Annotated in this window: 21 protein-coding genes and 1 riboswitch; of the genes, 12 read left to right on the top strand and 9 right to left on the bottom strand. The window is 70.6% G+C overall.

Annotated features, from left to right (window positions below; translation table 11 throughout):
- Nucleotides 1-61: 61 nt before the first annotated feature.
- Nucleotides 62-784, bottom strand: coding sequence for a M50 family metallopeptidase (locus ACIBEI_RS13375; RefSeq protein ID WP_189837531.1), 723 nt, complete (start codon nucleotides 782-784; stop codon nucleotides 62-64).
- Between the two features lie 50 nt (nucleotides 785-834).
- Here ACIBEI_RS13375 and ACIBEI_RS13380 point away from each other — a divergent pair, with 50 nt between their 5' ends.
- The 4 genes from ACIBEI_RS13380 (at nucleotide 835) to rsrA (ending at nucleotide 3,577) form a co-directional block, all read left to right on the top strand.
- Nucleotides 835-1,650 carry an SOS response-associated peptidase gene (locus ACIBEI_RS13380; RefSeq protein ID WP_398888147.1) on the top strand — a complete coding sequence of 272 codons (816 nt, stop codon included), beginning with the start codon at nucleotides 835-837 and terminating at the stop codon, nucleotides 1,648-1,650.
- A 31-nt stretch (nucleotides 1,651-1,681) separates the two neighbouring features.
- A complete protein-coding gene (locus ACIBEI_RS13385) occupies nucleotides 1,682-2,326 on the top strand; it encodes an alpha/beta family hydrolase (protein WP_398888338.1) in 645 nt (214 codons plus the stop codon).
- Between the two features lie 256 nt (nucleotides 2,327-2,582).
- Complete coding sequence (gene sigR, locus ACIBEI_RS13390; RefSeq protein WP_055617007.1) at nucleotides 2,583-3,263, top strand: RNA polymerase sigma factor SigR; 681 nt, start codon at nucleotides 2,583-2,585, stop codon at nucleotides 3,261-3,263.
- Nucleotides 3,260-3,577, top strand: a complete 318-nt coding sequence (gene rsrA, locus ACIBEI_RS13395; protein ID WP_269650356.1) for a mycothiol system anti-sigma-R factor — start codon at nucleotides 3,260-3,262, stop codon at nucleotides 3,575-3,577. Before sigR ends, rsrA begins: the two co-directional genes overlap by 4 nt.
- Before the next feature lie 147 nt (nucleotides 3,578-3,724).
- Here the strand turns inward: rsrA and ACIBEI_RS13400 are convergent, their stop codons facing one another.
- Nucleotides 3,725-4,090 carry a hypothetical protein gene (locus tag ACIBEI_RS13400; protein WP_398888150.1) on the bottom strand — a complete coding sequence of 122 codons (366 nt, stop codon included), beginning with the start codon at nucleotides 4,088-4,090 and terminating at the stop codon, nucleotides 3,725-3,727.
- A 159-nt stretch (nucleotides 4,091-4,249) separates the two neighbouring features.
- Here ACIBEI_RS13400 and ACIBEI_RS13405 point away from each other — a divergent pair, with 159 nt between their 5' ends.
- From ACIBEI_RS13405 to def, 7 genes are all read left to right on the top strand, one after another.
- Nucleotides 4,250-4,615: a hypothetical protein gene (locus ACIBEI_RS13405; RefSeq protein ID WP_398888152.1), complete on the top strand. Its 366-nt coding sequence runs from the start codon at nucleotides 4,250-4,252 to the stop codon at nucleotides 4,613-4,615.
- Entirely contained in the window at nucleotides 4,612-5,586 is a 975-nt protein-coding gene (locus tag ACIBEI_RS13410) for a hypothetical protein (RefSeq protein WP_398888154.1), read from the top strand. The genes ACIBEI_RS13405 and ACIBEI_RS13410 overlap by 4 nt, the downstream gene beginning before the upstream one ends.
- 511 nt (nucleotides 5,587-6,097) lie before the next feature.
- Nucleotides 6,098-6,490 (top strand): roadblock/LC7 domain-containing protein, encoded by a 393-nt coding sequence (locus tag ACIBEI_RS13415; protein ID WP_398888156.1) that lies wholly within the window; start codon nucleotides 6,098-6,100, stop codon nucleotides 6,488-6,490.
- 250 nt (nucleotides 6,491-6,740) lie between these two features.
- On the top strand, nucleotides 6,741-8,135 hold the full coding sequence (locus tag ACIBEI_RS13420) for an HD-GYP domain-containing protein (RefSeq protein ID WP_398888158.1): 1,395 nt from the start codon (nucleotides 6,741-6,743) through the stop codon (nucleotides 8,133-8,135).
- A gap of 148 nt (nucleotides 8,136-8,283) precedes the next feature.
- Complete coding sequence (locus tag ACIBEI_RS13425) at nucleotides 8,284-9,537, top strand: HD-GYP domain-containing protein (RefSeq protein ID WP_398888160.1); 1,254 nt, start codon at nucleotides 8,284-8,286, stop codon at nucleotides 9,535-9,537.
- 117 nt (nucleotides 9,538-9,654) lie between these two features.
- Complete coding sequence (locus ACIBEI_RS13430) at nucleotides 9,655-10,635, top strand: hypothetical protein (protein ID WP_055617768.1); 981 nt, start codon at nucleotides 9,655-9,657, stop codon at nucleotides 10,633-10,635.
- 149 nt (nucleotides 10,636-10,784) lie between these two features.
- Nucleotides 10,785-11,438 (top strand): peptide deformylase, encoded by a 654-nt coding sequence (gene def, locus ACIBEI_RS13435; RefSeq protein ID WP_055617767.1) that lies wholly within the window; start codon nucleotides 10,785-10,787, stop codon nucleotides 11,436-11,438.
- 32 nt (nucleotides 11,439-11,470) lie between these two features.
- Here the strand turns inward: def and ACIBEI_RS13440 are convergent, their stop codons facing one another.
- A complete protein-coding gene (locus tag ACIBEI_RS13440; protein ID WP_398888162.1) occupies nucleotides 11,471-12,442 on the bottom strand; it encodes a helix-turn-helix domain-containing protein in 972 nt (323 codons plus the stop codon).
- 94 nt (nucleotides 12,443-12,536) lie between these two features.
- Between ACIBEI_RS13440 and ACIBEI_RS13445 the strand changes: the two genes are divergently transcribed.
- Entirely contained in the window at nucleotides 12,537-12,773 is a 237-nt protein-coding gene (locus tag ACIBEI_RS13445) for a hypothetical protein (protein WP_398888164.1), read from the top strand.
- Here the strand turns inward: ACIBEI_RS13445 and ACIBEI_RS13450 are convergent.
- From ACIBEI_RS13450 to ACIBEI_RS13475, 6 genes are all read right to left on the bottom strand, one after another.
- Complete coding sequence (locus ACIBEI_RS13450) at nucleotides 12,686-13,729, bottom strand: ribonucleotide-diphosphate reductase subunit beta (protein WP_398888166.1); 1,044 nt, start codon at nucleotides 13,727-13,729, stop codon at nucleotides 12,686-12,688. The two genes, ACIBEI_RS13445 and ACIBEI_RS13450, sit on opposite strands and share 88 nt — an antisense overlap.
- Nucleotides 13,729-16,164, bottom strand: coding sequence for a ribonucleoside-diphosphate reductase subunit alpha (locus ACIBEI_RS13455; RefSeq protein WP_398888168.1), 2,436 nt, complete (start codon nucleotides 16,162-16,164; stop codon nucleotides 13,729-13,731). The genes ACIBEI_RS13450 and ACIBEI_RS13455 overlap by 1 nt, the downstream gene beginning before the upstream one ends.
- Before the next feature lie 138 nt (nucleotides 16,165-16,302).
- Nucleotides 16,303-16,474, bottom strand: a riboswitch (cobalamin riboswitch).
- Between the two features lie 32 nt (nucleotides 16,475-16,506).
- Nucleotides 16,507-17,025: a GNAT family N-acetyltransferase gene (locus ACIBEI_RS13460; protein WP_398888170.1), complete on the bottom strand. Its 519-nt coding sequence runs from the start codon at nucleotides 17,023-17,025 to the stop codon at nucleotides 16,507-16,509.
- A gap of 79 nt (nucleotides 17,026-17,104) precedes the next feature.
- The gene (locus ACIBEI_RS13465; RefSeq protein ID WP_398888172.1) at nucleotides 17,105-18,094 is read right to left on the bottom strand and encodes a nucleoside hydrolase; all 990 of its coding nucleotides are present in this window, start codon (nucleotides 18,092-18,094) and stop codon (nucleotides 17,105-17,107) included.
- Nucleotides 18,095-18,394: 300 nt separating this feature from the next.
- A complete protein-coding gene (gene mctP / locus ACIBEI_RS13470; protein WP_398888174.1) occupies nucleotides 18,395-20,020 on the bottom strand; it encodes a monocarboxylate uptake permease MctP in 1,626 nt (541 codons plus the stop codon).
- Nucleotides 20,017-20,328, bottom strand: a complete 312-nt coding sequence (locus ACIBEI_RS13475; protein WP_373466181.1) for a DUF3311 domain-containing protein — start codon at nucleotides 20,326-20,328, stop codon at nucleotides 20,017-20,019. The genes mctP and ACIBEI_RS13475 overlap by 4 nt, the downstream gene beginning before the upstream one ends.
- Between the last annotated feature and the right edge of the window lie 91 nt (nucleotides 20,329-20,419).

A 20,419-nucleotide genomic window follows, 5' to 3' on the forward strand; every position in this document is an offset into this window, starting at 1 on the left:
CTGCGGCATGTGTGTGGCTGGTCACGCAGTTCCCCGCGCCCCTACGGGCACGGGGCGCCGCTCACAACCCCAGCAGCCACCTGCCCCCGCCCATCAGCGAGCACAGGGATACCGCGTGGAACAGGAATAGCCACAGGCCCGCCGGGACGTGGGTCAGGCGGGAGAGCTGGTCGGCGTCGGAGTCGCCGGCTCCGCCGCGGCTGCGCTTCATCTGGAGTTCGAAGGCAGGGCGGACGCCGCCGAGGAGGAGGAACCAGACGACGGCGTAGGCGAAGGCGGCCTGGACCTGGGGGCCGGCCAGCCAGGAGACCACCACGAACGTGCCGCCGGTCAGGAGCACCGTGAGTGCGCCGTACGCGTTGCGGATCATCACCAGCATCGCCACGAGGAGCAGGGTGGCCAGCCACAGCAGGGCGGTGATGTGGCCCGCGGCCAGGAGCGCGGCGCCGCCGAGGCCGAGCAGCGGGGGAGCGGTGTAGCCGGAGGCCGCCGTGAGGATCATGCCGAGGCCGGTCGGCTTGCCGCGGCTGACGGTGAGGCCGCTGGTGTCGGAGTGCAGCCGGATACCGCTGAGGCTGCGACCGGTGAGCAGTGCCACCAGACCGTGGCCGCCCTCGTGCGCGATGGTGATGGCGTTGCGCGAGAGCCGCCAGACGTTGTGCGGGACGATCACGGCCAGTGCCGCGACCATCGTGGCTATGACCACCCAGGTGTCCGGGTCGGGCTGGCTCCCGAAGACCTCGTCCCAGAGGGAGGCCAGCGAGGTGGCGGCGATGCTGTCCATTGTGGGGTTGGGCTCCCTCGGGTCGTATGGAATCTGGCAGTCTGGCACGTATGTGCGGACGGTATGCAGCGAGTCGTGGACCCGAGGATCTCGCAGGAATCTTTGAGATCGAGAAGTGGGAGCCGGAGGAGGCTCTGGCCCCCGACTTCAACGTGGCTCCCACCAAAGAGGTCTACGCGGTCCTGGACCGTCCTCTTAAGGACGCGGAAGACCCGAAGCCGGTTCGACAGCTGCGCACGCTGAAGTGGGGCCTCGTCCCGTCCTGGTCGAAGACCCCCGAGGGCGGTGCCCGGATGATCAACGCCCGGGCCGAGACCGTCCACGAGAAGCCCTCGTACCGGCGGGCCTTCGCCACCCGGCGCTGCATCATCCCCGCCGACGGCTACTACGAGTGGGTGACCGGGACCGGTGAGCGCGAGCTGGAGGTCGAGGGCAAGAAGAAGCGGCCGCGCAAGCAGCCGTACTTCGTGCTCCCCGCCGACGGGTCCGTCTTCGCGATGGCCGGGCTGTACGAGTTCTGGCGGGACAAGACGCTGCCCGACGACCATCCGCGGGCCTGGTGGGTGACGTGCTCCGTCATCACCACGGAGGCCGAGACCTCGCCGCTCGCCGTCGGACCGGAGGAGGGGCCGCGCGCGCTGGCCGACATCCACCCGCGCATGCCGCTCATGCTCACCCCGGACCGCTGGGACTCCTGGCTCGACCCGTCCCGTACGGACGTCGAGGACCTGCGCTCCCTGCTCGCGCCGCCCCCGGAGGGGCTGATGCGGGCCTATCCCGTCTCCACGGCCGTGAGCAACGTCCGCAACAACGGGCCGGAGCTGCTGAAGGAGCTGGAGGGGCCCGAAGAGGGCACACTCTTCTGACGTGACGGATCAGATGGAACAGATGGGTCATATGGGTCACCTGGCGGAGATCGTCGAGACCATCGACACCGACGCGGGTACGGCCCGCGTCACCTGGCACCGGGCGAGGAAGGCGCGGCTGGTGCTGGCCGTCAGCCATGGCGCGGGCGGCGGGATCGAGGCGCGCGATCTGCGGGCGCTCGCCGCCGAGCTGCCCGCGCACGGAGTGAGCGTGGCGCTCGTCGAGCAGCCCTGGCGGGTGGCGGGCAAGAAGCTCGCGCCCGCGCCGAAGACGCTCGATGTGGGATGGCGGGGCATCTGGCCCGTCCTGGTGAAGCCCGGGCTGCCCGTGATCGCGGGCGGACGCAGCGCCGGAGCCCGCGTCGCCTGCCGCACGGCCACCGAACTCGGCGCCCACGCCGTCCTCGCGCTCAGCTTCCCGCTTCACCCGCCGGGCAAGCCTGAGAAGTCCCGGGCCGGTGAACTGCTCGGCTCCGGGGTGCCCACGCTCGTCGTCCAGGGCGGCAACGACCCGTTCGGCAGGCCGGAGGAGTTCCCGGAGGGCTCGTACGAGATGGTCGAGGTGCCGTACGGCGATCATGGTTTCGCCGTGCCGAAGCGTGCGCCGATCGACCAGGACCAGGCCCTGAAGATCGTCACCGACGGCGTACTGAAGTGGACCTCATCACTCGGGTGACCCCCGGGAATGCTGAGCCCCGGGCCACTGTTGTGCGGATCAGACGGCACGACACGTGCTGTGAGAAGTCGCATGAGAGGAAGTCCGCCGCATGGGTTCGACCATCTGCCCGAGCCGTAGCAGCAGCGCTGACCTGGAGTGGTCGGTTCTGCATGCGGCAAAGACCACCCCTATTCGGGCGGCGGCCGGGCCGGATCGTCGTCTATCCTCCGATTCTGGTGGGACCGGTTTCGGTCCTGCCCAGACTCTGGAGGAGGTGGGTCCGGTCACAGGGACCGACGCAGGGACCGAAAACGGCCAGGCGGAGCAGCCCGAGGGCCCGGGCAGCGGCGAGTCGACCGCCGAGCGCAGTGCGCGCTTCGAGCGGGACGCGCTGGAGTTCCTCGACCAGATGTACTCGGCCGCGCTGCGCATGACGCGGAACCCGGCCGACGCCGAGGACCTGGTGCAGGAGACGTACGCGAAGGCGTACGCGTCCTTCCACCAGTTCCGTGAGGGCACCAACCTCAAGGCGTGGCTGTACAGGATCCTCACCAACACCTTCATCAACTCGTACCGCAAGAAGCAGCGCGAGCCCCAGCGGTCCGCCGCCGAGGAGATCGAGGACTGGCAGCTGGCGCGCGCCGAGTCGCACATGTCGACCGGTCTGCGCTCCGCAGAGTCGCAGGCGCTCGACCACCTGCCCGACTCGGACGTCAAGTCCGCGCTGCAGGCGATCCCCGAGGAATTCCGCATCGCCGTCTATCTCGCTGACGTAGAGGGCTTTGCGTACAAGGAGATCGCGGACATCATGGGGACACCCATCGGTACGGTGATGTCCCGGCTGCACCGGGGCCGCCGCCAGCTGCGCGGCATGCTCGAGGACTACGCGAAGGACCGCGGCCTGGTCCCGGCGGGCGCCGGGGAGTCGGACGGAACGAAAGGCTCGGGCTCATGAGCTGCGGAGAGCCGCACGAGACGGACTGCAGTGAAGTACTCGATCATCTCTACGAGTTCCTCGACCGGGAGATGCCGGATGCCGACTGCACCAAGTTCGAGGTGCACTTCGAGGAGTGCTCCCCGTGCCTGGAGAAGTACGGCCTCGAGCAGGCCGTGAAGAAGCTGGTCAAGCGGTGCTGCGGCCATGACGACGTGCCGACCGACCTGCGGGCCAAGGTCATGGGCCGTATCGAGCTGATCCGCTCCGGCGAGACCGTGCCCGAGCACGACGTCACCGTCGCCGACGTCCGCGGCGCGGCCACCGAAGGCTGACAACCGCCCCGGTCCCTGCCTCCGCGTCTCCGCGCTGCCGGTCCTGAGGCCGGCCCGGTCGCCAAGCTGCCCGCGGCCGGACCGGGTTGACCGGTCCGGCCGCGGGCAGTGGTGTCGGACGTCCCAGTCCGGACGTCCCAGTCCGTCTCAGACTTCCAGGCCGTTCTCGATCCGCTTCAGGCTGTGCCGGGCCAGCGCGAGGTTGCTGCGCGACCGGTCGAGCGCGAGGTAGAGGAAGAGCGTGCCGCTGCTGCTGCCGAGCGGGCGGATCAGGTGGTACTGCTTGCCCAGCGTGATCAGGATGTCCTCGATGGTGTCGTCCATGGCCAGCGACGCCAGCGTGCGCATCTTCGAGCGCACCACCTCGGTGTTGCCCGCCGCGGCGAGTTCCAGGTCGAGCGACGGCCCCCCGCCGAGCGTGCCGAGCGACATTCCGCTTTCGTAGTCGACGAGGGCGATGCCGATGGCTCCGTCCACGGACATGGCTTCCTTGAGCGCGGTCTCGATGTTCACGTTGCCCCAATTCCTCAGTGACGCTGACGGTCGTTGCTCGTACAACTACGATCGAACACAAGTTGTTTGTGCGTCACAAACCATCAAATTTGTTACTTGTTGCGTTAGTTGATGTTCAAAGTACTGTGCGACGTTCGGACGTGAAGGGGGAACGGGGAAATGACGACGGCCGTTGAAGCCTCCCTGGCCCGGCTCCTCGACTCCCCCGGGGTCATGGGTGTCGCCCTGGTCGACGCGGTCACGGGCCTCACCTACGGGGTGGCCGGGGACGCCGACGAGGCCGCGGGCGGCGCGGAGTGTGCCGAACTCGCCGCGCTCATCGTCGAACGGCTCGGACAGGCGGGCGCCGAGGGGGAGTTGGAGAGCGTGATCACGACCAGTGCGCGGCGCCACCAGGTGCTGCTCGCGGTGACACGGCCGGCCGGCGACCCCCTGCTGCTGGCGGCCGGTATGGACCGGGAGCGGGCCAACCTGGCGCTCGCCACACGGAGTCTGGGCGACCGCGTCGCAGAGGTGCTCGCATGACGGGAGCCCCGGCGCGCAATCTGCCCGCGCTTCTGCAGGGGCTGTTCGAGGAAGGTTTCACCGGCACCGTGAGGGTCTCCGGTGCCCCGGGCGGAACGATTCATCTGAGGGGCGGTCTGGTCGGCGCGGTCGAGACACCGGGCGCGCCGACCGCCACGTCGGTCCTGCTCACACCGGGCCGCATCGACGACGAGGCCTGGCTGGCCGCGTGTGCGGCGGAGCGTGACATGGACCGGCTGGGCGGGCAGTTGGTGGCCGCGGGCCTGATCGGCGCCGCCGAACTGGAGGTCGTGTGCACCGCGGCCGTGTTCGACGCGGCCTTCGCCATGGCGCTCGGCCCGCCCGGCAGTTGGACGCTGGGCGACCCGGAGCCCACCCTGCTCGCGGTGCCCGGTGTGGAACCGCGGCGGCTGACCGAGGAGACCACGCGGCGGATGGCGCGGTTGTCCGGTCCGTGGGGCGCGCCGGGAGAACTCGCGCGCGTGCGGCCCACACCGGTTCCGGGCCCCGGGCCGGGCCGCCGGCTGCCGCACCGCCATCAGTCCGTGCTGAACACCGTCAACGGGCGCCGTACGGCCCGGGACATCGCCTTCACGCTTGGCCGCGGGCTGTACGCGGTCATGCTCGACCTGACCCGCCTGGAAGCTCTGGAACTCGTCCGGTGGGAGGCGGGCAGGGAACCCGGTGGCAGGCCGAGCACCGCGCCGCGTGTACTGCCCGAACGGCGTTCCGCGACACCGCAGCCGTCGAGGTCGGGCGCCGGGTCAGGGGCAGGGTCGGGGTCGAGGTCCGGATCGGGGTCGGGGTCCGGGTTCGGGTCACAGTCCAAGGCCGAACCACTGCCGAGGCGCAGGCCCGGCGGTGCGTCGAGGGTGGGCGAAGGCCCGGCACGGGAGGGTCCGGCGGGCCAACGGCCCGCGGGGGGAAGCAACGCTTTAGCCGCAGGGAACGACGGGGGGACGGGGGGGTAGTGAGTTCACGCAGGCGTCGGGCAGCGATGCGCCGACGGAGCACGGAGGCCGAAGCGAGGCGGGCCGCGAAGCGGCGGACCCGAGGACCGGACGTGGACGCCCCACGGACGCGGCCCGGCAGCTCTGCCGAATCCGGCACTCCGCCGCAGGTTCCACAGGTTCCACAGGCGCCGCGGGTCCCGGAAGGGGCGCAGGCGCAAGAGGTCCCGCAGGCCCAACAGGCGCCGCCGTCGCGACCGTTACCACCGGTCGGCAGACCGCCGCTGCCCGTGCGGGGCGCGGCCTTGTCGTCCGGGGCCGACGGGGACACCGCCGGTGAATCTCCGGGGGCGCGGCCCTTCGTCCTCCCGATGCTCTCGCCCGAGGACCTGGCCGCCGACCAACCCTCCATCGACATGCTGCGCCGTGTCCGCCGGGGCCTGTCGGGACTGCCGGAATCCGACTGACCCCGTTGGCACGTGCCACTTGGACCGCACCAGGACTGCATATGCCCCTCAGCAAGGAGCTCGTCATGAGTGAACAGCCGCCGCCCAGCAACTCTCTGGCCGAGATCCTGATCTCGCTGCGCGACCGGGTGATGGGGATATCCCAGAGCGTTCTGTCCACGGCGGACGGCCTCCTCGTCGTCCACGACTCGGACTCCGTCCACCCCGAGTCCGTCGCCGCGCTGGCCGCCGCGACGCTCGGCGTGGGGCGGCGGATGGCGGACCAGGCGGGCGTGGGCGCGCTCCGCGAGGTGGTGGCGAGGTGCGGCTCCGGACACGTCATCGTGATGGCGGTCGGCGACCGGGCACTGCTGACCGTCATGGGGGACGACGGCCTCGACATCCCCGCCCTCCAGCGCGAGTCACCGGCGACGGTGGAGCAGCTGAGCCGGGCGCTCGCGGCCGATGTGGCGCACTGATGCGCACTGATGGCTCCGACGAGGCTCTGACGGCGTTCTGAGGGCACCTCTGGCAGGCGCAGCGCCCCGCGCCTTCCCGGCTCACTCGAACGGGCGAATCTGCCTCCTGGGCCGGTCGAATCGTTCCATGCCTTCCCCGAGCCCTGCCCGGCCGCTCTATCGTCCATGTCCCAAGGCCTGTACGGGGCTTGTGCCGGAGCCGCCGCGCCCGGTCGGCCGACAGGGGCCGGGCCACAGGGAAGGGGACGCCATGCGGCCGGTTTCGCCGTGGGCGCGTGTCTACGTCGTCTGCACCGCGCTCGCAGCGGCGTGCTGCGCCCTCCCGCTGCCGGCCACGCACGCCCCATGGGGTGCGGTGCTGCTCTTCGCGGCGCTCTGCGCGGGGTGCGAAGGGCTCGCCGGAAGCCGGTTCGCGGCGGGCCGCACACCCGAGGGCGCGGGGGCGGCCGGGGAACCGGGCGGTTCGCCCAGGTGGCACACGCCCGTGCTCCTCGCCGCGGCCTTTCTGCTGCCGCCTCCGGCCGCGGCGCTCGTGGCCCTGCCGGGGGCGCTGCTGACCCGGGTCGAGCAGCGGCCGCGATGGCTGCGCCGGGTGTGGCGGGCCGGACAGCTCGCACTCGCGGCCTGGGCCGCCTCGTGGGCGCACTGGGCGCTGGACGGGCGGGACGCGGTCCTCTCGTCCCACTTCCCCTACGTCCTCGTCACCGCCGGCGCGGCCGTCGTGGCGTTCTGCCTGGTGCTGACCGTGCTCGACGGCGGGATCCTGGTGCTCGCCGAGCGGGTGCCCCTACGGAGCGCCTGGCGCGGCCTCTTCCTCCGCTCGCTCGCGCCCGTCGCCGTGCACGGGCTCGCCGGGCTGATGATGGCGGTGCTCTGGCACAGTCCGTACGGGCCGGTCTCCGCGCTGCTCGTGCTGCTGCCGATGTACGTGTCGTGGTGGGTGTTCGCCCAGTACCACCGGGAACGCGCCGCCCACCAGGCGACCATCCGGGCGCTCGTGCAGGCCGTCGACATCAAGGACGGGTACACACGCGGGCACAGCGAGCGGGTGGGGCAGGCCTCGATGGTGATCGCGCGCGAACTGGGCATGGACGACGAGCGGGCCGAGGTGCTCAGGTTCGCCGGGATCCTCCACGACGTCGGCAAACTCGGGGTCCCCACACGGCTGTTGCGCAAGGACGGGCCGCTGACGCCCGACGAGCGGAGGGTGATCGAACTGCATCCCGAGTACGGGCACGAGATGGTGCGCGGGATCGGGTTCCTGGGGGAGGCCAGGTCGGCGATCCTGCACCACCACGAGCGGCTGGACGGGAGCGGGTACCCGTACGGGCTCAAGGGGGGCCAGATTCCGGAGTTCGCGCGGGTGGTGGCGGTCGCGGACGCCTTCGACGCGATGACGTCCACCCGGTCGTACCGGCGGGCGCGGCCTGTCGCGGCCGCGCTGGAGGAGTTGGAGCGGTGTGCGGGGGCGCAGTTCGATCCGCGGATGGTGGAGGCGCTGGTGCGGGGGCTTGCCCGGCGGGGGTGGCGTCCCGTGGTCACCGCTGACGAGACGCCGCCGCCCGGCGATTCCTACCCGCCCGCTCCGCCCGTTTCCAGCACGCCACCAGGTCAACGCAAAAGCCTCGACGGAACCAGACCATGAGGGCCCCCGGCCACACCTCGCCCTCACAAGCCACCGACTCCCACGCCCGCCTGCCCGGCAGAGTTCCCTCCGGGGGCTCCGCCCGCCGAGCACCCGCGCCCCACTCCGCCCGCCGAGTCACCGTCCGCACGGCCCGTCGGAGGTCCCCGTGAACCCGTCGCGCCCCCTGTCCGTGCTCCCCCTCGCCCGTGCCACCGCCGCGCTCCTCGCGGTCGTCGCCCTCGTCGCCACCCTCTGGCACGGACTCGACGAACGCGGTGTGGCGCTTGCCTTCGGGGTGCTGATCGCCATTGGGGAGCTGGCCCGGTGGGGCGGGGCGGAGCAACGGGAGTCGGCGCCGCTCGGGGCGGCCGGGGCGCTCGCGTACGCGCTGCTCGGGGAGAACGGGGGGCAGAGCACCCACCACGGGGTGCTGCAGACCGTCGCCGTGGTCGTGGCGGCCTCGCTGGTGGGGTGCGTGCCCCATGTGGCCAAGGGGAACGGGTCCACCGCCGACCACCTCACGCGGCGCGTCCTGACCGTCGCCTTCGCCGCCGTGTGCTTCCAACCCCTCTACAACCAGGGCAGGTTGAGGGAGTGGGCCGAGGACGGACCCACGTACGCGGCCCTCGTCGTCGCGCTGCTCGTCCTGTCCGCGCTGTGGGACGCCGTCCTGGCCGCCGCCATGGCGCACGCACGGACGCGCTGGCCGTTCGGGCCGCTGCTGCGGGACGAGCTGCGGGGCACGCTCGGCATCGGGTCGGCGGTCTGCGCGACCGGTGCCGTGATGGCGCTCGCGGTCGCCGTCGCCGGCCTGTGGGCGCTGCCCGTGTTCTCCCTGCCGCTGCTGCTCACCCAGCTCTCCTTCCGGCGGTACGCGGCCGTACGGACCACCTACCGCCAGACCATCGCCTCCCTCGCCCGGGCCACCGAGATCGCCGGCTGCACCCCGGCGGGGCATGCCAGACGCGTGGCCGCGCTCAGCCGGGCCGTCGGCCGTGAGCTGGGGCTTTCCGAGCCCGACCTGACCGTTCTGGAGTACGCGGCCCTGATGCACGACATCGGTCAGCTGTCCCTCGTCGACCCCGTTCCCGCGGGGGCCACGGCCTGCCTCGACCCCGACGACCAGCGGCGCATCGCCCTGCTCGGCGGCGCCGTGGTGCGCCAGACCGGGGTGGACGCGGAGGTCGCCGTGGTGGTGGAGTGCCAGGCGGATCCGTACCGCGAACAGCCGGTCAGCGCCAGAATCGTGCGGGCGGTCAACGCGTACGAGGAGAAAGCCCGGGAAGCAGGTCCCGGCGGGCCCCTCAACGCGTTGGAGGAGCTGAGGCTCGGCACCGCCCGGGACTATCAGCCCGAGGTGGTGGAGTCGCTGGCCAGGGTGCTGGCGAGGGGCAGTCTTATGCTGCCCCTGGCTGGGTAACCCATGGGTAATGAGCGCCCGTCCGACCGTCCGTGGTTGGATGCGAGGAAGAGGACATCAGGGGGCACAGTCCAGCCCGAGGCTGCACGCTCTTCAACGAACTGGCAGGCGGGAATCGTGAGGATCTTCGGCAAGGGACGGCACCGGCCCTCCGCCTCATGGCGGCAGGCCACCGACCGTGCGTTCACGCTGATCGGCGACGGCCGGTACGAGGACGCGGGGGCGCTGCTGACGCGCGCCGCGGACCTCGAGCCCTGGCTGTCCGAGTCGTGGTTCAACCTCGCGCTGCTGCACAAGTTCCGGCACGACTGGGAGCAGGCGCGGGCGGCCGGTCTGCGGGCCGTGGCACTGCTCGACCGGGAGACCGGGGCCCCTGATTGGTGGAACGTCGGCATCGCGGCCACCGCCCTTCAGGACTGGCCGCTCGCGCGGCGGGCCTGGCAGGCCTACGGACTGCGGGTGCCCGGCGGCGCCACCGCCTCGGGCGAACCGGTGGGCATGGACCTCGGCAGCGCGGCCGTACGGCTGTCGCCCGAGGGCGAGGCCGAGGTCGTGTGGGGGCGGCGGCTGGACCCCGCCCGCATCGAGGTCCTCTCCATTCCACTGCCGTCCTCCGGGCGGCGCTGGGGCGAGGTCGTGCTGCACGACGGCGTTCCGCACGGTGAGCGGACGACCGCCGCGGGCCACTCCTATCCCGTGTTCGACGAGATCGAGCTGTGGGCGCCCTCTCCCGTGCCGACCTGGGTGGTGCTCCTGGAGGCGGAGACCGAGGACGACCGCAACGCCCTGGAGCGGCTGGCGGCCGACGCCGGGTTCGCCGCGGAGGACTGGTCGTCGTCGGTTCGGCTGCTCTGCCGGATGTGTTCCGAGTCCCGGATGCCGTCCGACGAGGGGGACGGGGAGCATCTCGATCCGCACGATCACAGTGAGCCGGGGCATCCGGGGCCCCTCGGGCACCGGACGGACGGGCAGCTGTGGGTGCCTGAGCGGGAGTGTGGGCTTGCCGCCCCCGCCTCGTTGGTGCGGGGGTTGCTGGACGGGTGGGTTGCCGACAGTCCGGATTCCAGGGACTGGCGGGATCTTGAAGAGGTTTGTTAGGGGTCGCGTGGGTTGTTCGTAGGCTGCGGGTCGTTCGTGGCTGGTCGCGCAGTTCCCCGCGCCCCTGAAGGGGCGCCCCTTGCCCGGGGCGTGCCCCCGTACCCTGTTCAGCATCACAACCCTGTTTCCGAGGAAGGCTTACGTCGGTCATGGCGCAGCAGGACACCGATCAGCAGCACGTGGGCGTGCTCCCCGTGGACGACGAGGGCTTCGTCATCGACAGCGAGGACGACGCGGGGGAGCGTGAGGCGGCCTATCGCGGGCGCGGCAGCTCGCGGCCCATCACGGTCGTCGGGAACCCCGTACTGCACAAGGAGTGCAAGGACGTCACGGAGTTCGGCGACGACCTCGCCAAGCTGGTCGACGACATGTTCGCCAGCCAGCACACCGCCGAGGGTGTGGGCCTGGCCGCCAACCAGGTCGGCGTCGACCTGAAGGTCTTCGTCTACGACTGCCCGGACGACGAGGGCAAGCGGCACGTGGGCGTGGTCTGCAACCCCGTGCTCGTCGAACTGCCCGCCGAGCGGCGCCAGCTGGACGAGAGCAACGAGGGGTGCCTGTCCGTGCCGACCGCGTACGCGCCGCTCGCCCGGCCCGACTACGCCGAGGTGACCGGGCAGGACGAGAAGGGCAACCCGATCAAGGTGCGCGGCACCGGCTACTTCGCGCGCTGCCTCCAGCACGAGACGGACCACCTGTACGGGTACCTCTACATCGACCGGCTCTCCAAGCGCGAGCGCAAGGACGCGCTGCGGCAGATGGCCGAGAACGAGCCGCGGTACCCCGTCGTCGCGAACGACTGAACCACCGCCGCATCACGCGTACCGGCGCACGTTCAGGCGGCCTGTGTGCCCCTGAACGTGCGCCGGTACGCGTTCGGGGTCGTCCCGAGCGAGCGGACGAACTGGTGGCGCAGCGCGGCCGCGGTCCCGAACCCCGTGCGGTCCGCGATGAAGTCCATTGTCTCGTCCGTGGCCTCCAGCAACTCCTGGGCCAGCAGCACCCGTTGACGCAGCAGCCAGCGGTACGGGGTCGTGCCCGTCTCCTGCTGGAAGCGGCGGGCGAAGGTGCGCGGGGACATGTGCGCGCGAGCGGCGAGCTGTTCGACGGTCACCTCCTCGTCGAGGTGGCGCTCCATCCAGGCGAGCACCTCGCCGACCGTGTCGCACTGCGAGCGCGGCAGTGGCCGCTCGATGTACTGGGCCTGGCCGCCGTCCCGGTGCGGCGGCACCACCATGCGGCGGGCGATGGCGTTGGCGACCTCGGGGCCCTGCTCCTTGCGGACGATGTGCAGACAGGCGTCGATGCCGGCCGCGGTGCCCGCGGAGGTGATCACCGGGTCCTCGTCCACGTACAGCACGTCCGGTTCGACCCTCGCCCGCGGGTACTGCCGGGCCAGCGTGTCCACGTGCTGCCAGTGCACGGCGCAGCGCCGCTCGTCCAGGAGACCGGCGGCGCCGAGCACGAAGACCCCGGAGCAGACACTCAGGACCCGGGCCCCGCGGTCCACGGCCCGGCGCAGCGCGTCGAGCATCTCGGGCGGGTACTCGCGTACGGCATAGGTGCTTCCGGCGGGTACGACGACCAGGTCGGCCTCTTCCAGCCGGTCGAGGCCGTACGGAGTGGCGACCGTGAACCCGGGGACATGGGTGCTGAGGTTCGCGCCCGGAGCCTCGGCGGAGACCACCGCGAAGTCGTACACCGGCAGCCCCTCGTCGCTGCGGTCGAGGCCGAACACCTCGCAGACCACACCGAGTTCGAAAGGATGCACACCGTCGAGCAGGACGACGGCCACGTTGTTCAGCATGCTGCCAAGTGTGCACCCGATCTGGCAGGAAATCGAGGGTGTGCGGCAGTACTGCCACTCACGGTAAGGAGTATTCGACGCGACAGTGGTGTCCATGGAAACGACACAGCTGGAAGGCCTGATCTCAATGCTCTTCGTCCTCGGAATCCTGGTCCTGCTCGTCCTCCCCTCGGTGATCGGCATCGTGCGCGACCGGCGCGTCGACCGTCAGCTCAGGGAGGCCGAGCAGGGACACCGCAAGGATCAGAAGTCCTCGTCGAAGCCGACCGAGCCCTCCACGGCCACCTGGTACGCCGAAGGCCGGCGCTCGAAGAAGTTGGTCAGCTCCTGAACACCCTGCAGCTCCATGAAGGAGAAGGGGTTCTCGGAGCCGTACACCGGAGCGAAGCCGAGGCGCGCCAGGCGCTGGTCGGCGACACACTCCAGGTACTGCCTCATCGAGTCGGTGTTCATGCCCGGAAGGCCGTCACCGCACAGGTCGCGCGCGAACTGCAGCTCGGCCTCGACGGCCTCCCGGAGCATGTCGGTGACCTGCTCCTGGAGCAGGTCGTCGAAGAGCTCCGGCTCCTCCTTGCGGACGGTGTCCACGACCTCGAAGGCGAAGCTCATGTGCATCGACTCGTCGCGGAACACCCAGTTGGTGCCCGTCGCCAGACCGTGCAGCAGACCCCGGCTGCGGAACCAGTAGACGTACGCGAAGGCACCGTAGAAGAACAGGCCCTCGATGCACGCGGCGAAGCAGATGAGGTTGAGCAGGAAGCGGCGGCGGTCGGCCTGGGTCCGCAGGCTGTCCAGCTTCTCGACCTCGTTGATCCACTTGAAGCAGAACTCGGCCTTCTCACGGATGGAGGGGATGTTCTCCACCGCGTCGAAGGCGGCCGCCCTGTCCTGCGGGTCGGGGAGATAGGTGTCCAGCAGGGTCAGATAGAACTGGACGTGCACGGCCTCCTCGAAGAGCTGGCGGCTCAAGTACAGCCGCGCCTCGGGGGAGTTGATGTGCTTGTAGAGCGTCAGCACCAGGTTGTTCGCCACGATGGAGTCGCCCGTCGCGAAGAACGCGACCAGCCGGCCGATCATGTGCTGCTCGCCCGGTGACAGCTTCGCCAGATCGGTGACGTCCGAGTGGAGGTCGACCTCCTCGACGGTCCAGGTGTTCTTGATCGCGTCCCGGTAGCGCTCGTAGAAGTCCGGGTAGCGCATGGGACGCAGGGTCAGCTCGAAGCCCGGGTCGAGCAGGTTCTTCTGGGTCTTTTCGGTGTTCGCGGTGTTCTCGGGCGCGGTGGTCATTACTGGCAGGCCTCGCAGGACTCGGGGTTCTCAAGGGAGCAGGCGACGGCGTCCTCGTCGGGAGTCGCGGGAGTCGCCTGTACGGGGATGGGGGCGGCCGCGGAGGAACCCGCGGCACGGGCGATGCGCGTCGCCGGGCGCGAGCGCAGGTAGTACGTCGTCTTCAGCCCCGACTTCCAGGCGTACGCGTACATCGAGGAGAGCTTGCCGATGGTCGGCGTCTCCAGGAACAGGTTCAGCGACTGGGACTGGTCCAGGAACGGGGTCCGGGCGGCGGCCATGTCGATCAGGTCGCGCTGCGGGATCTCCCACGCCGTGCGGTACAGATCGCGCACGTCCTGCGGCACCCAGGTGAAGCCCTGCACCGAGCCGTTCGACTCGCGCAGCGCCTCCCGGGTCTGCGCGTCCCACACGCCGAGCTTCTTCAGCTCCGCCACCAGGTAGGAGTTGACCTGGAGGAACTCGCCGGAGAGGGTCTCGCGCTTGAAGAGGTTGGAGACCTGCGGCTCGATGCACTCGTAGACGCCCGCGATGGACGCGATCGTCGCGGTGGGCGCGATCGCGAGCAGCAGCGAGTTGCGCATGCCGACCGAGGCGATCCGCTCTCGCAGCGCCGCCCAGCGCTCCGGCCAGTTCAGCTCCACGTCGTAGTGGTCCGGGTGCAGCACACCCTGTGCCGTACGGGTCTTCTCCCAGGCGGGCAGCGGGCCGTTGCGCTCGGCGAGATCGGCGGACGCCTCGTACGCGGCGAGCATGACGCGCTCGGCGATCCGGGTGGAGAGCGCCTTGGCCTCCGGGGAGTCGAAGGGCAGCCGCAGCTTGAAGAAGACGTCCTGCAGACCCATCGCGCCCAGGCCCACCGGTCGCCACCTGGCGTTGGAGCGGCCCGCCTGCTCGGTCGGGTAGAAGTTGATGTCCACGACCCGGTCGAGGAAGGTGACGGCGGTACGGACGGTCGAGTCCAGCCGCTCCCAGTCGATGACCTCGGTGGCCCCGGGGGCAGTGTTCACGAACGCGCCGAGGTTGACCGAACCGAGGTTGCAGACCGCCGTCTCGCCGTCGTCCGTGACCTCCAGGATCTCCGTGCAGAGGTTGGAGGAGTGGACCGTGTGGCCGGGCAGCGCGGTCTGGTTGGCCGTGCGGTTGGCGGCGTCCTTGAAGGTCATCCAGCCGTTGCCGGTCTGCGCGAGGGTGCGCATCATGCGGCCGTACAGATCGCGGGCCGGAATCGTCTTCTTGGCGAGGCCCTGCTCCTCCGCCTTGCGGTAGGCGGCGTCGAACTCCTCGCCCCACAGGTCGACCAGCTCGGGCACGTCGGACGGCGAGAACAGCGACCACACGCGGTCCTCGTTCACCCGGCGCATGAACTCGTCCGGGATCCAGTGCGCGAGGTTCAGGTTGTGCGTACGCCGGGCGTCCTCACCGGTGTTGTCCCGCAGCTCCAGGAACTCCTCGATGTCGGAGTGCCAGGTCTCCAGGTACACCGCGGCCGCGCCCTTGCGCCGGCCGCCCTGGTTCACGGCGGCGACCGAGGCGTCGAGCGTCTTCAGGAACGGGACGATGCCGTTGGAGTGCCCGTTCGTGCCGCGGATCAGCGAACCCCTGGAACGGACACGGGAGTACGCGATGCCGATGCCGCCCGCGTGCTTCGATAGCCGGGCCACCTGGTGGTAGCGGTCGTAGATGGAGTCCAGCTCGTCCAGCGGGGAGTCGAGGAGGTAGCAGGACGACATCTGGGGGTGCCGCGTACCGGAGTTGAAGAGCGTGGGGGAGGACGGCAGGTAGTCGAGGCGGCTCATCAGCCGGTACAGCGCGGCCACTTCGTCGACCGACCGGGTGCCCGCTTCTGAATCCAGCGCAGTGTCCTCGGCGAGACCGCTCGCCACGCGCAGCATGAAGTGCTGGGGCGTCTCGATGACGGACCGCGTGATCGGGTGCCGCAGCAGATACCTGCTGTGCAGCGTGCGCAGGCCGAAGTAGCCGAAGCGGTCGTCGCCCTCAAGGTCGATCAGCGCGTCCAGACGGGCCGCGTGGGTCCGTACGAACTCGGCGGTGCGGTCGGCGATCAGGCCCTCGCGGTGGCCGACCGCGACGGACTCGGAGAAGGACCGGACCCCCTGCGAGGCGGCCTCCTCGGCGATGCCGATCGTCAGCAGGCGGGCGGCCAGCTTCGAGTACACGGGGTCCTCGGAGATGAGGCCCGCGGCCGCCTCCGTGGCCAGCTCGCGCAGCTCCGCGGTGATCCCGTCGGCTCCCACGGAGGACCGGCCGCGCAGCGCGGCGGCGGCGACCCTGCCGGGATCGGCGTCGGGAAGGTCGGCGGTGAGGTCGGTCAGGGTCCGCAGCAACGCGGTTCCCGGTCCGTCGGCCTCGGCCCTGTCCTGCTGGTACTGGGGCGCTTTCGCTGAGACCGGATCGGCTGGCGCGATGGTCACGTGGGGCTCTCCCTCGCTCGGCACGGGGCCTGCGGGGAGAGGGGTTCGGGGCACACGGGGGTACACGCTCTGCGCAGCGGTACGCCGCGTCCACCGGCCCACTCCGCGAGGCCCGGACGTCATGGCACCCGGGCCGGGTGGCCTGGGCACGCTGTCGGCAGGTCCTCGGACTGACCAGGCGCACGGCTCTCCTCTGGGGACAGACATGCACAAGTACACCGTTGCGGGACAGTTCCGGATTCGCACCGGATTCCCCTGCGGCGACAGCGAGCATGAGCATACATCTTGTGCCGGGCTCGGGAAGCACCCCCACATGTTGTGTCGTGTCGGCTTCGGAGGGTGTCAGAGCGTCAACTCGTAGGTGAGCAGCATGATGTCGTCGAGGTCCGGGATCGGGTTCCAGTCGCGGTCGGGGGCGCGGGTGAAGCCGAGGCGTCCGTAGATGCGATGGGCGCTGTGCATGGTGCGCTGGGTGGACAGCACGACGCGTACGCAGCCGTCCGTGGCCCGGGCGCCGTCGACGCAGGCGCGTACGAGGGCCTCGCCCGCCCCGTGCCCGCGGGCCTCCCCGGCGACCGCCAGCATCCGTATCTCCGCCTCGCCCTCGCGCGCGATCTCGGCCATCGGCCCGCCGGACGGGACGAAGGTCACGCCGCCGACGACCCGCTCGCCCGCCCCTGCCCCCACCACGGCCACCAGTACGTCGGCGGCCGCGGCCCGCTTCGCCACGTTCCGCAGCTCGCCCAGATACTCGTCGCTCTCGCCGAAGTCGAGGAGCCCGTCCCCGAGATAGGCCTGCGCGGTGATCTCACCCACAGCCTCGTACTCCTCGGGCCTCGCCCGCCTGATCACGATGTCCATGCCTGGCAGTGTGCCCGAGGGGTACGGCGTGGGGCCGCCGAGTTTTTCCCGCACCAGGGCCGAGGTCATCCGTGGGGGCTCAGCCCACGGCCGGCCACTGCGGGAGGGTCGTGACGAAGTCCTTCGTGAAGTCGCGTGGGCCCGGGCCGAGGGCCACACGGCCCATGTGGCGGGTGCGGGCGGTCAGGGCGGGCGACTCGGTGTAGTAGTTCCGCTGGGCGGCCGAGGGGACGAACACGGTCTGGCCGCGGGTGAGTTCGCTGGCGCACTCGACGACGACGGCTCCCTCCGCGAGCGTCACGAACGACTCGTCCGCGCACACGCCCACGGCGAGCGGGTCGTGCAGCGGGCAGGAGTCGCCTCCGCCGTGGCGGCGGTAGGAGTCGGTGTAGACCCGCAGCAGCCGGGCCGCGAGCGCCGCGCCCGCCCCCGCCGCCTCCAGCGCGGCGAGGTCGGCGGGGCCGAAGAGCCACCGGTGCGAGGCGTCCAGGTCGACCATGGTGAACGGGATGCCGGAGGAGAGCACCACCTCGGCGGCGTCCGGGTCCGCCCACATGTTGAACTCCGCGACCGGGGTGATGTTGCCCGGCACCTGCGCGTTGCCGCCCATGAACACGAACCTCTTCACGCGGTGGGCGAAGGCCGGGTCCTCCAGGAGCGCGATGGCCACGTTGGTGAGCGGGCCGGTGGCGCACACGGTCAGCTCGCCCTCGTGCTCCCGGGAGAGGCGCAGCAACGCCTGTGCGGAGGACTCCGGCAGGTGCGCGGCGGTCGAGTCGGGGAGCGTCTCGTGGCCGAGGCCCGCGGGGCCGTGGAAGTGCGCGGCGGCCGTGTACGGGAGGCGGGTGAGAGGGCGGGCCGCTCCGCGGTGGACCGGGACGTCGGTGTCGATGCGGAGGGCTCTCGCCAGGGCGCGGGCGTTGCGGTAGGTCTGCTCGGCGGGGAGGTTGCCGCCCACGGAGGTGTAGGCCCTGAGGTCCCATCTGCCTGTGCCGAGCAGGTACTGGAGAGCCACGGCGTCGTCTATGCCGGGATCACTGTCGAGGACGATCGGAGCGCGAACGGTCACGCCGACCAGCGTAACCGCGGACTCCCGTGCGGCCAGGGGCAGTTGTCGCCCCCGCCGCCCTTACCCATTCCCGTCCCTTACTCAGGGGCTCCGCCCCCGAACCCCCAAAAGATTGCGCAGTTCCCCGCGCCCCTGAACAGGGGCGCGGGGAACTGCGCACCCAGCCACGACTTACCCGCACGCATCCCACTCCGCGAGCCCCCGTCCACCCAGCCCCTCCGGCGTTTGAGGAGCGGGGGTTCGGGGGCGGAGCCCCTGAAAAGGGACGGGAATGGGCAGGGGCGGCGGGGGCGAAAAGAGCTAGTGGCCGGCCCCCGCCGTCGCAGGCGGCAGCTCGACCTGGACACCCTTGTCGCCCGCGTCCGCCGTGTAGTCCTCGGGGGACGTCTCGTCGATACCGTCGGGCGCCTTGAGGGCCCGCAGGGCGAAGGTCAGTACCACCGTCACGACCACGTTCAGGACGAACGCCGTCAGACCGATGTAACCGATCTCCCCGATCCCGGGAATCTCCTTCGAGGAGCCACCGAAGTGCTTCTGAGTCGGCGAGGCAACTCCGTACGCCGCCACCGTCCCGTACAGCATGCCGACCGCCCACCCGGCGAGCAGCGCCCAGCGGTGGAACCAGCGGGTGAAGAGGCCGCCGACCAGGGCCGGGAACGTCTGGAGGATCCAGATCCCGCCCAGCAGCTGGAAGTTGATGGCCACCGTCTTGTCCATGGTGAGGACGAAGACCAGCGCACCCACCTTCACGAGCAGCGAGACCAGCTTGGAGACCTTGGTCTCCTGGGCCGGCGTCGCGTCGGGCCGGATGAAGTCCTTGTAGATGTTGCGGGTGAAGAGGTTCGCCGCGGCGATGGACATGATCGCCGCAGGCACCAGCGCACCGATACCGATCGCCGCGAAGGCAACCCCCGCGAACCACGCCGGGAACATGTCCTCGAAGAGCTGCGGGATCGCCAACTGCCCGTTGCTGACCTTGACTCCGGCCGCGATCGCCATGAACCCGAGCAGCGCGAGCAGGCCCAGCATCAGCGAGTACAGCGGCAGGATCGTGGTGTTGCGCCGGATCACCTCACGGCTGCGCGAGGACAGCGTGGCCGTGATCGAGTGCGGGTACATGAACAGGGCCAGGGCGGAGCCCAACGCCAGCGTGGCGTACGTCCATTGGCCCGCCTCGCCCGGCGCCAGCGCACCACGCGGAGCGCCCGTCGCCGGGTTGGTCTGGCTGTACGCCTCGCCCGCCTTGGCGAAGATCTCGTCGAAGCCGCCCAGCTTGATCGGGATGTAGATGATCGCCACCGCGATGACGATGTAGATCAGCGTGTCCTTGACGAACGCGATCAGGGCGGGGGCCCGGAGGCCGGAGGAGTACGTGTACGCGGCCAGCACGCCGAAGGCGATGAGCAGCGGCAGGTCCTTGACGAACCAGTTGGTGTCCTCGCCGCCACCGACGCCCATCACGTCCAGGACGGCCTGGATGCCGACCAGTTGGAGCGCGATGTACGGCATCGTCGCGAGGATGCCCGTCACCGCGACGGCCAGCGACAGGCCCTTCGAGCCGAAGCGTCCGCGCACGAAGTCCGACGTCGTCACGTACCCGTGCTTGTGCGAGACCGACCACAGGCGCGGCAGGAACGTGAAGATCAGCGGGTAGACGAGGATCGTGTACGGCACGGCGAAGAAGCCGGCCGCGCCCGCCGCGTAGATCGCCGCCGGGACCGCCACGAACGTATACGCCGTGTAGAGGTCGCCGCCGAGCAGGAACCAGGTGACCCAGGTGCCGAACGACCGTCCGCCCAGGCCCCATTCGTCGAGGCTGTCGGTCTCGGCCCGGCGCCAGCGCGCGGCCAGGAAGCCCATGACCGTGACGGCCACGAAGAAGAAGATGAAGACGGCGAGTGCCACGCCGTTCACGCCGTCGTTCATGCGGACGCGCCCTCCTTCTGGGACTTGCGGGCGCGCTGGTCACGGTTCCACAGCTTGTACGCGACCATCGTGAGCGCGGTCGAGATGAACACCCACAGCATCTGGTACCAGTAGAAGAACGGGATGCCGATGAAGGCCGGGTCGACCTTCGCGTACGAGCCCACCCAGAGCATCGCCACGAACGGCGCGATCAGGCAGACGGCGATCACCACACGGACCGGTGTGACGACAGGTGGTGTCACGACCGGCGGGGTCTCCACCGGCGGTTTCCCTTCGGGCGCTCTTGGCGCATCCGGCGCTTCAGACATACGGCGGCTCCGTCCCCTCACTGATCACCTGTGCAACGCGCAGGAAATCTAAGGGACGGTTCCGCTTTATGGAACCCCTGTCCGTATAACG

This window comes from Streptomyces sp. NPDC050988 (assembly GCF_044456225.1).
Classification (GTDB): Bacteria; Actinomycetota; Actinomycetes; order Streptomycetales; family Streptomycetaceae; genus Streptomyces.

Coding starts and splice junctions, on each gene's coding strand:
- ACIBEI_RS13385 (WP_398888338.1), top strand. CDS start 1,682: ATGGGTCACCTGGCGGAGATCGTCGAGACCATCGACACCGACGCGGGT.
- ACIBEI_RS13440 (WP_398888162.1), bottom strand. CDS start 12,442: ATGCTGAACAACGTGGCCGTCGTCCTGCTCGACGGTGTGCATCCTTTC.
- ACIBEI_RS13460 (WP_398888170.1), bottom strand. CDS start 17,025: ATGGACATCGTGATCAGGCGGGCGAGGCCCGAGGAGTACGAGGCTGTG.
- rsrA (WP_269650356.1), top strand. CDS start 3,260: ATGAGCTGCGGAGAGCCGCACGAGACGGACTGCAGTGAAGTACTCGAT.
- ACIBEI_RS13380 (WP_398888147.1), top strand. CDS start 835: ATGTGCGGACGGTATGCAGCGAGTCGTGGACCCGAGGATCTCGCAGGA.
- ACIBEI_RS13375 (WP_189837531.1), bottom strand. CDS start 784: ATGGACAGCATCGCCGCCACCTCGCTGGCCTCCCTCTGGGACGAGGTC.
- def (WP_055617767.1), top strand. CDS start 10,785: ATGGCGCAGCAGGACACCGATCAGCAGCACGTGGGCGTGCTCCCCGTG.
- ACIBEI_RS13450 (WP_398888166.1), bottom strand. CDS start 13,729: ATGACCACCGCGCCCGAGAACACCGCGAACACCGAAAAGACCCAGAAG.
- ACIBEI_RS13415 (WP_398888156.1), top strand. CDS start 6,098: ATGAGTGAACAGCCGCCGCCCAGCAACTCTCTGGCCGAGATCCTGATC.
- mctP (WP_398888174.1), bottom strand. CDS start 20,020: ATGAACGACGGCGTGAACGGCGTGGCACTCGCCGTCTTCATCTTCTTC.
- ACIBEI_RS13410 (WP_398888154.1), top strand. CDS start 4,612: ATGACGGGAGCCCCGGCGCGCAATCTGCCCGCGCTTCTGCAGGGGCTG.
- ACIBEI_RS13420 (WP_398888158.1), top strand. CDS start 6,741: ATGCGGCCGGTTTCGCCGTGGGCGCGTGTCTACGTCGTCTGCACCGCG.
- ACIBEI_RS13475 (WP_373466181.1), bottom strand. CDS start 20,328: ATGTCTGAAGCGCCGGATGCGCCAAGAGCGCCCGAAGGGAAACCGCCG.
- ACIBEI_RS13445 (WP_398888164.1), top strand. CDS start 12,537: ATGGAAACGACACAGCTGGAAGGCCTGATCTCAATGCTCTTCGTCCTC.
- ACIBEI_RS13405 (WP_398888152.1), top strand. CDS start 4,250: ATGACGACGGCCGTTGAAGCCTCCCTGGCCCGGCTCCTCGACTCCCCC.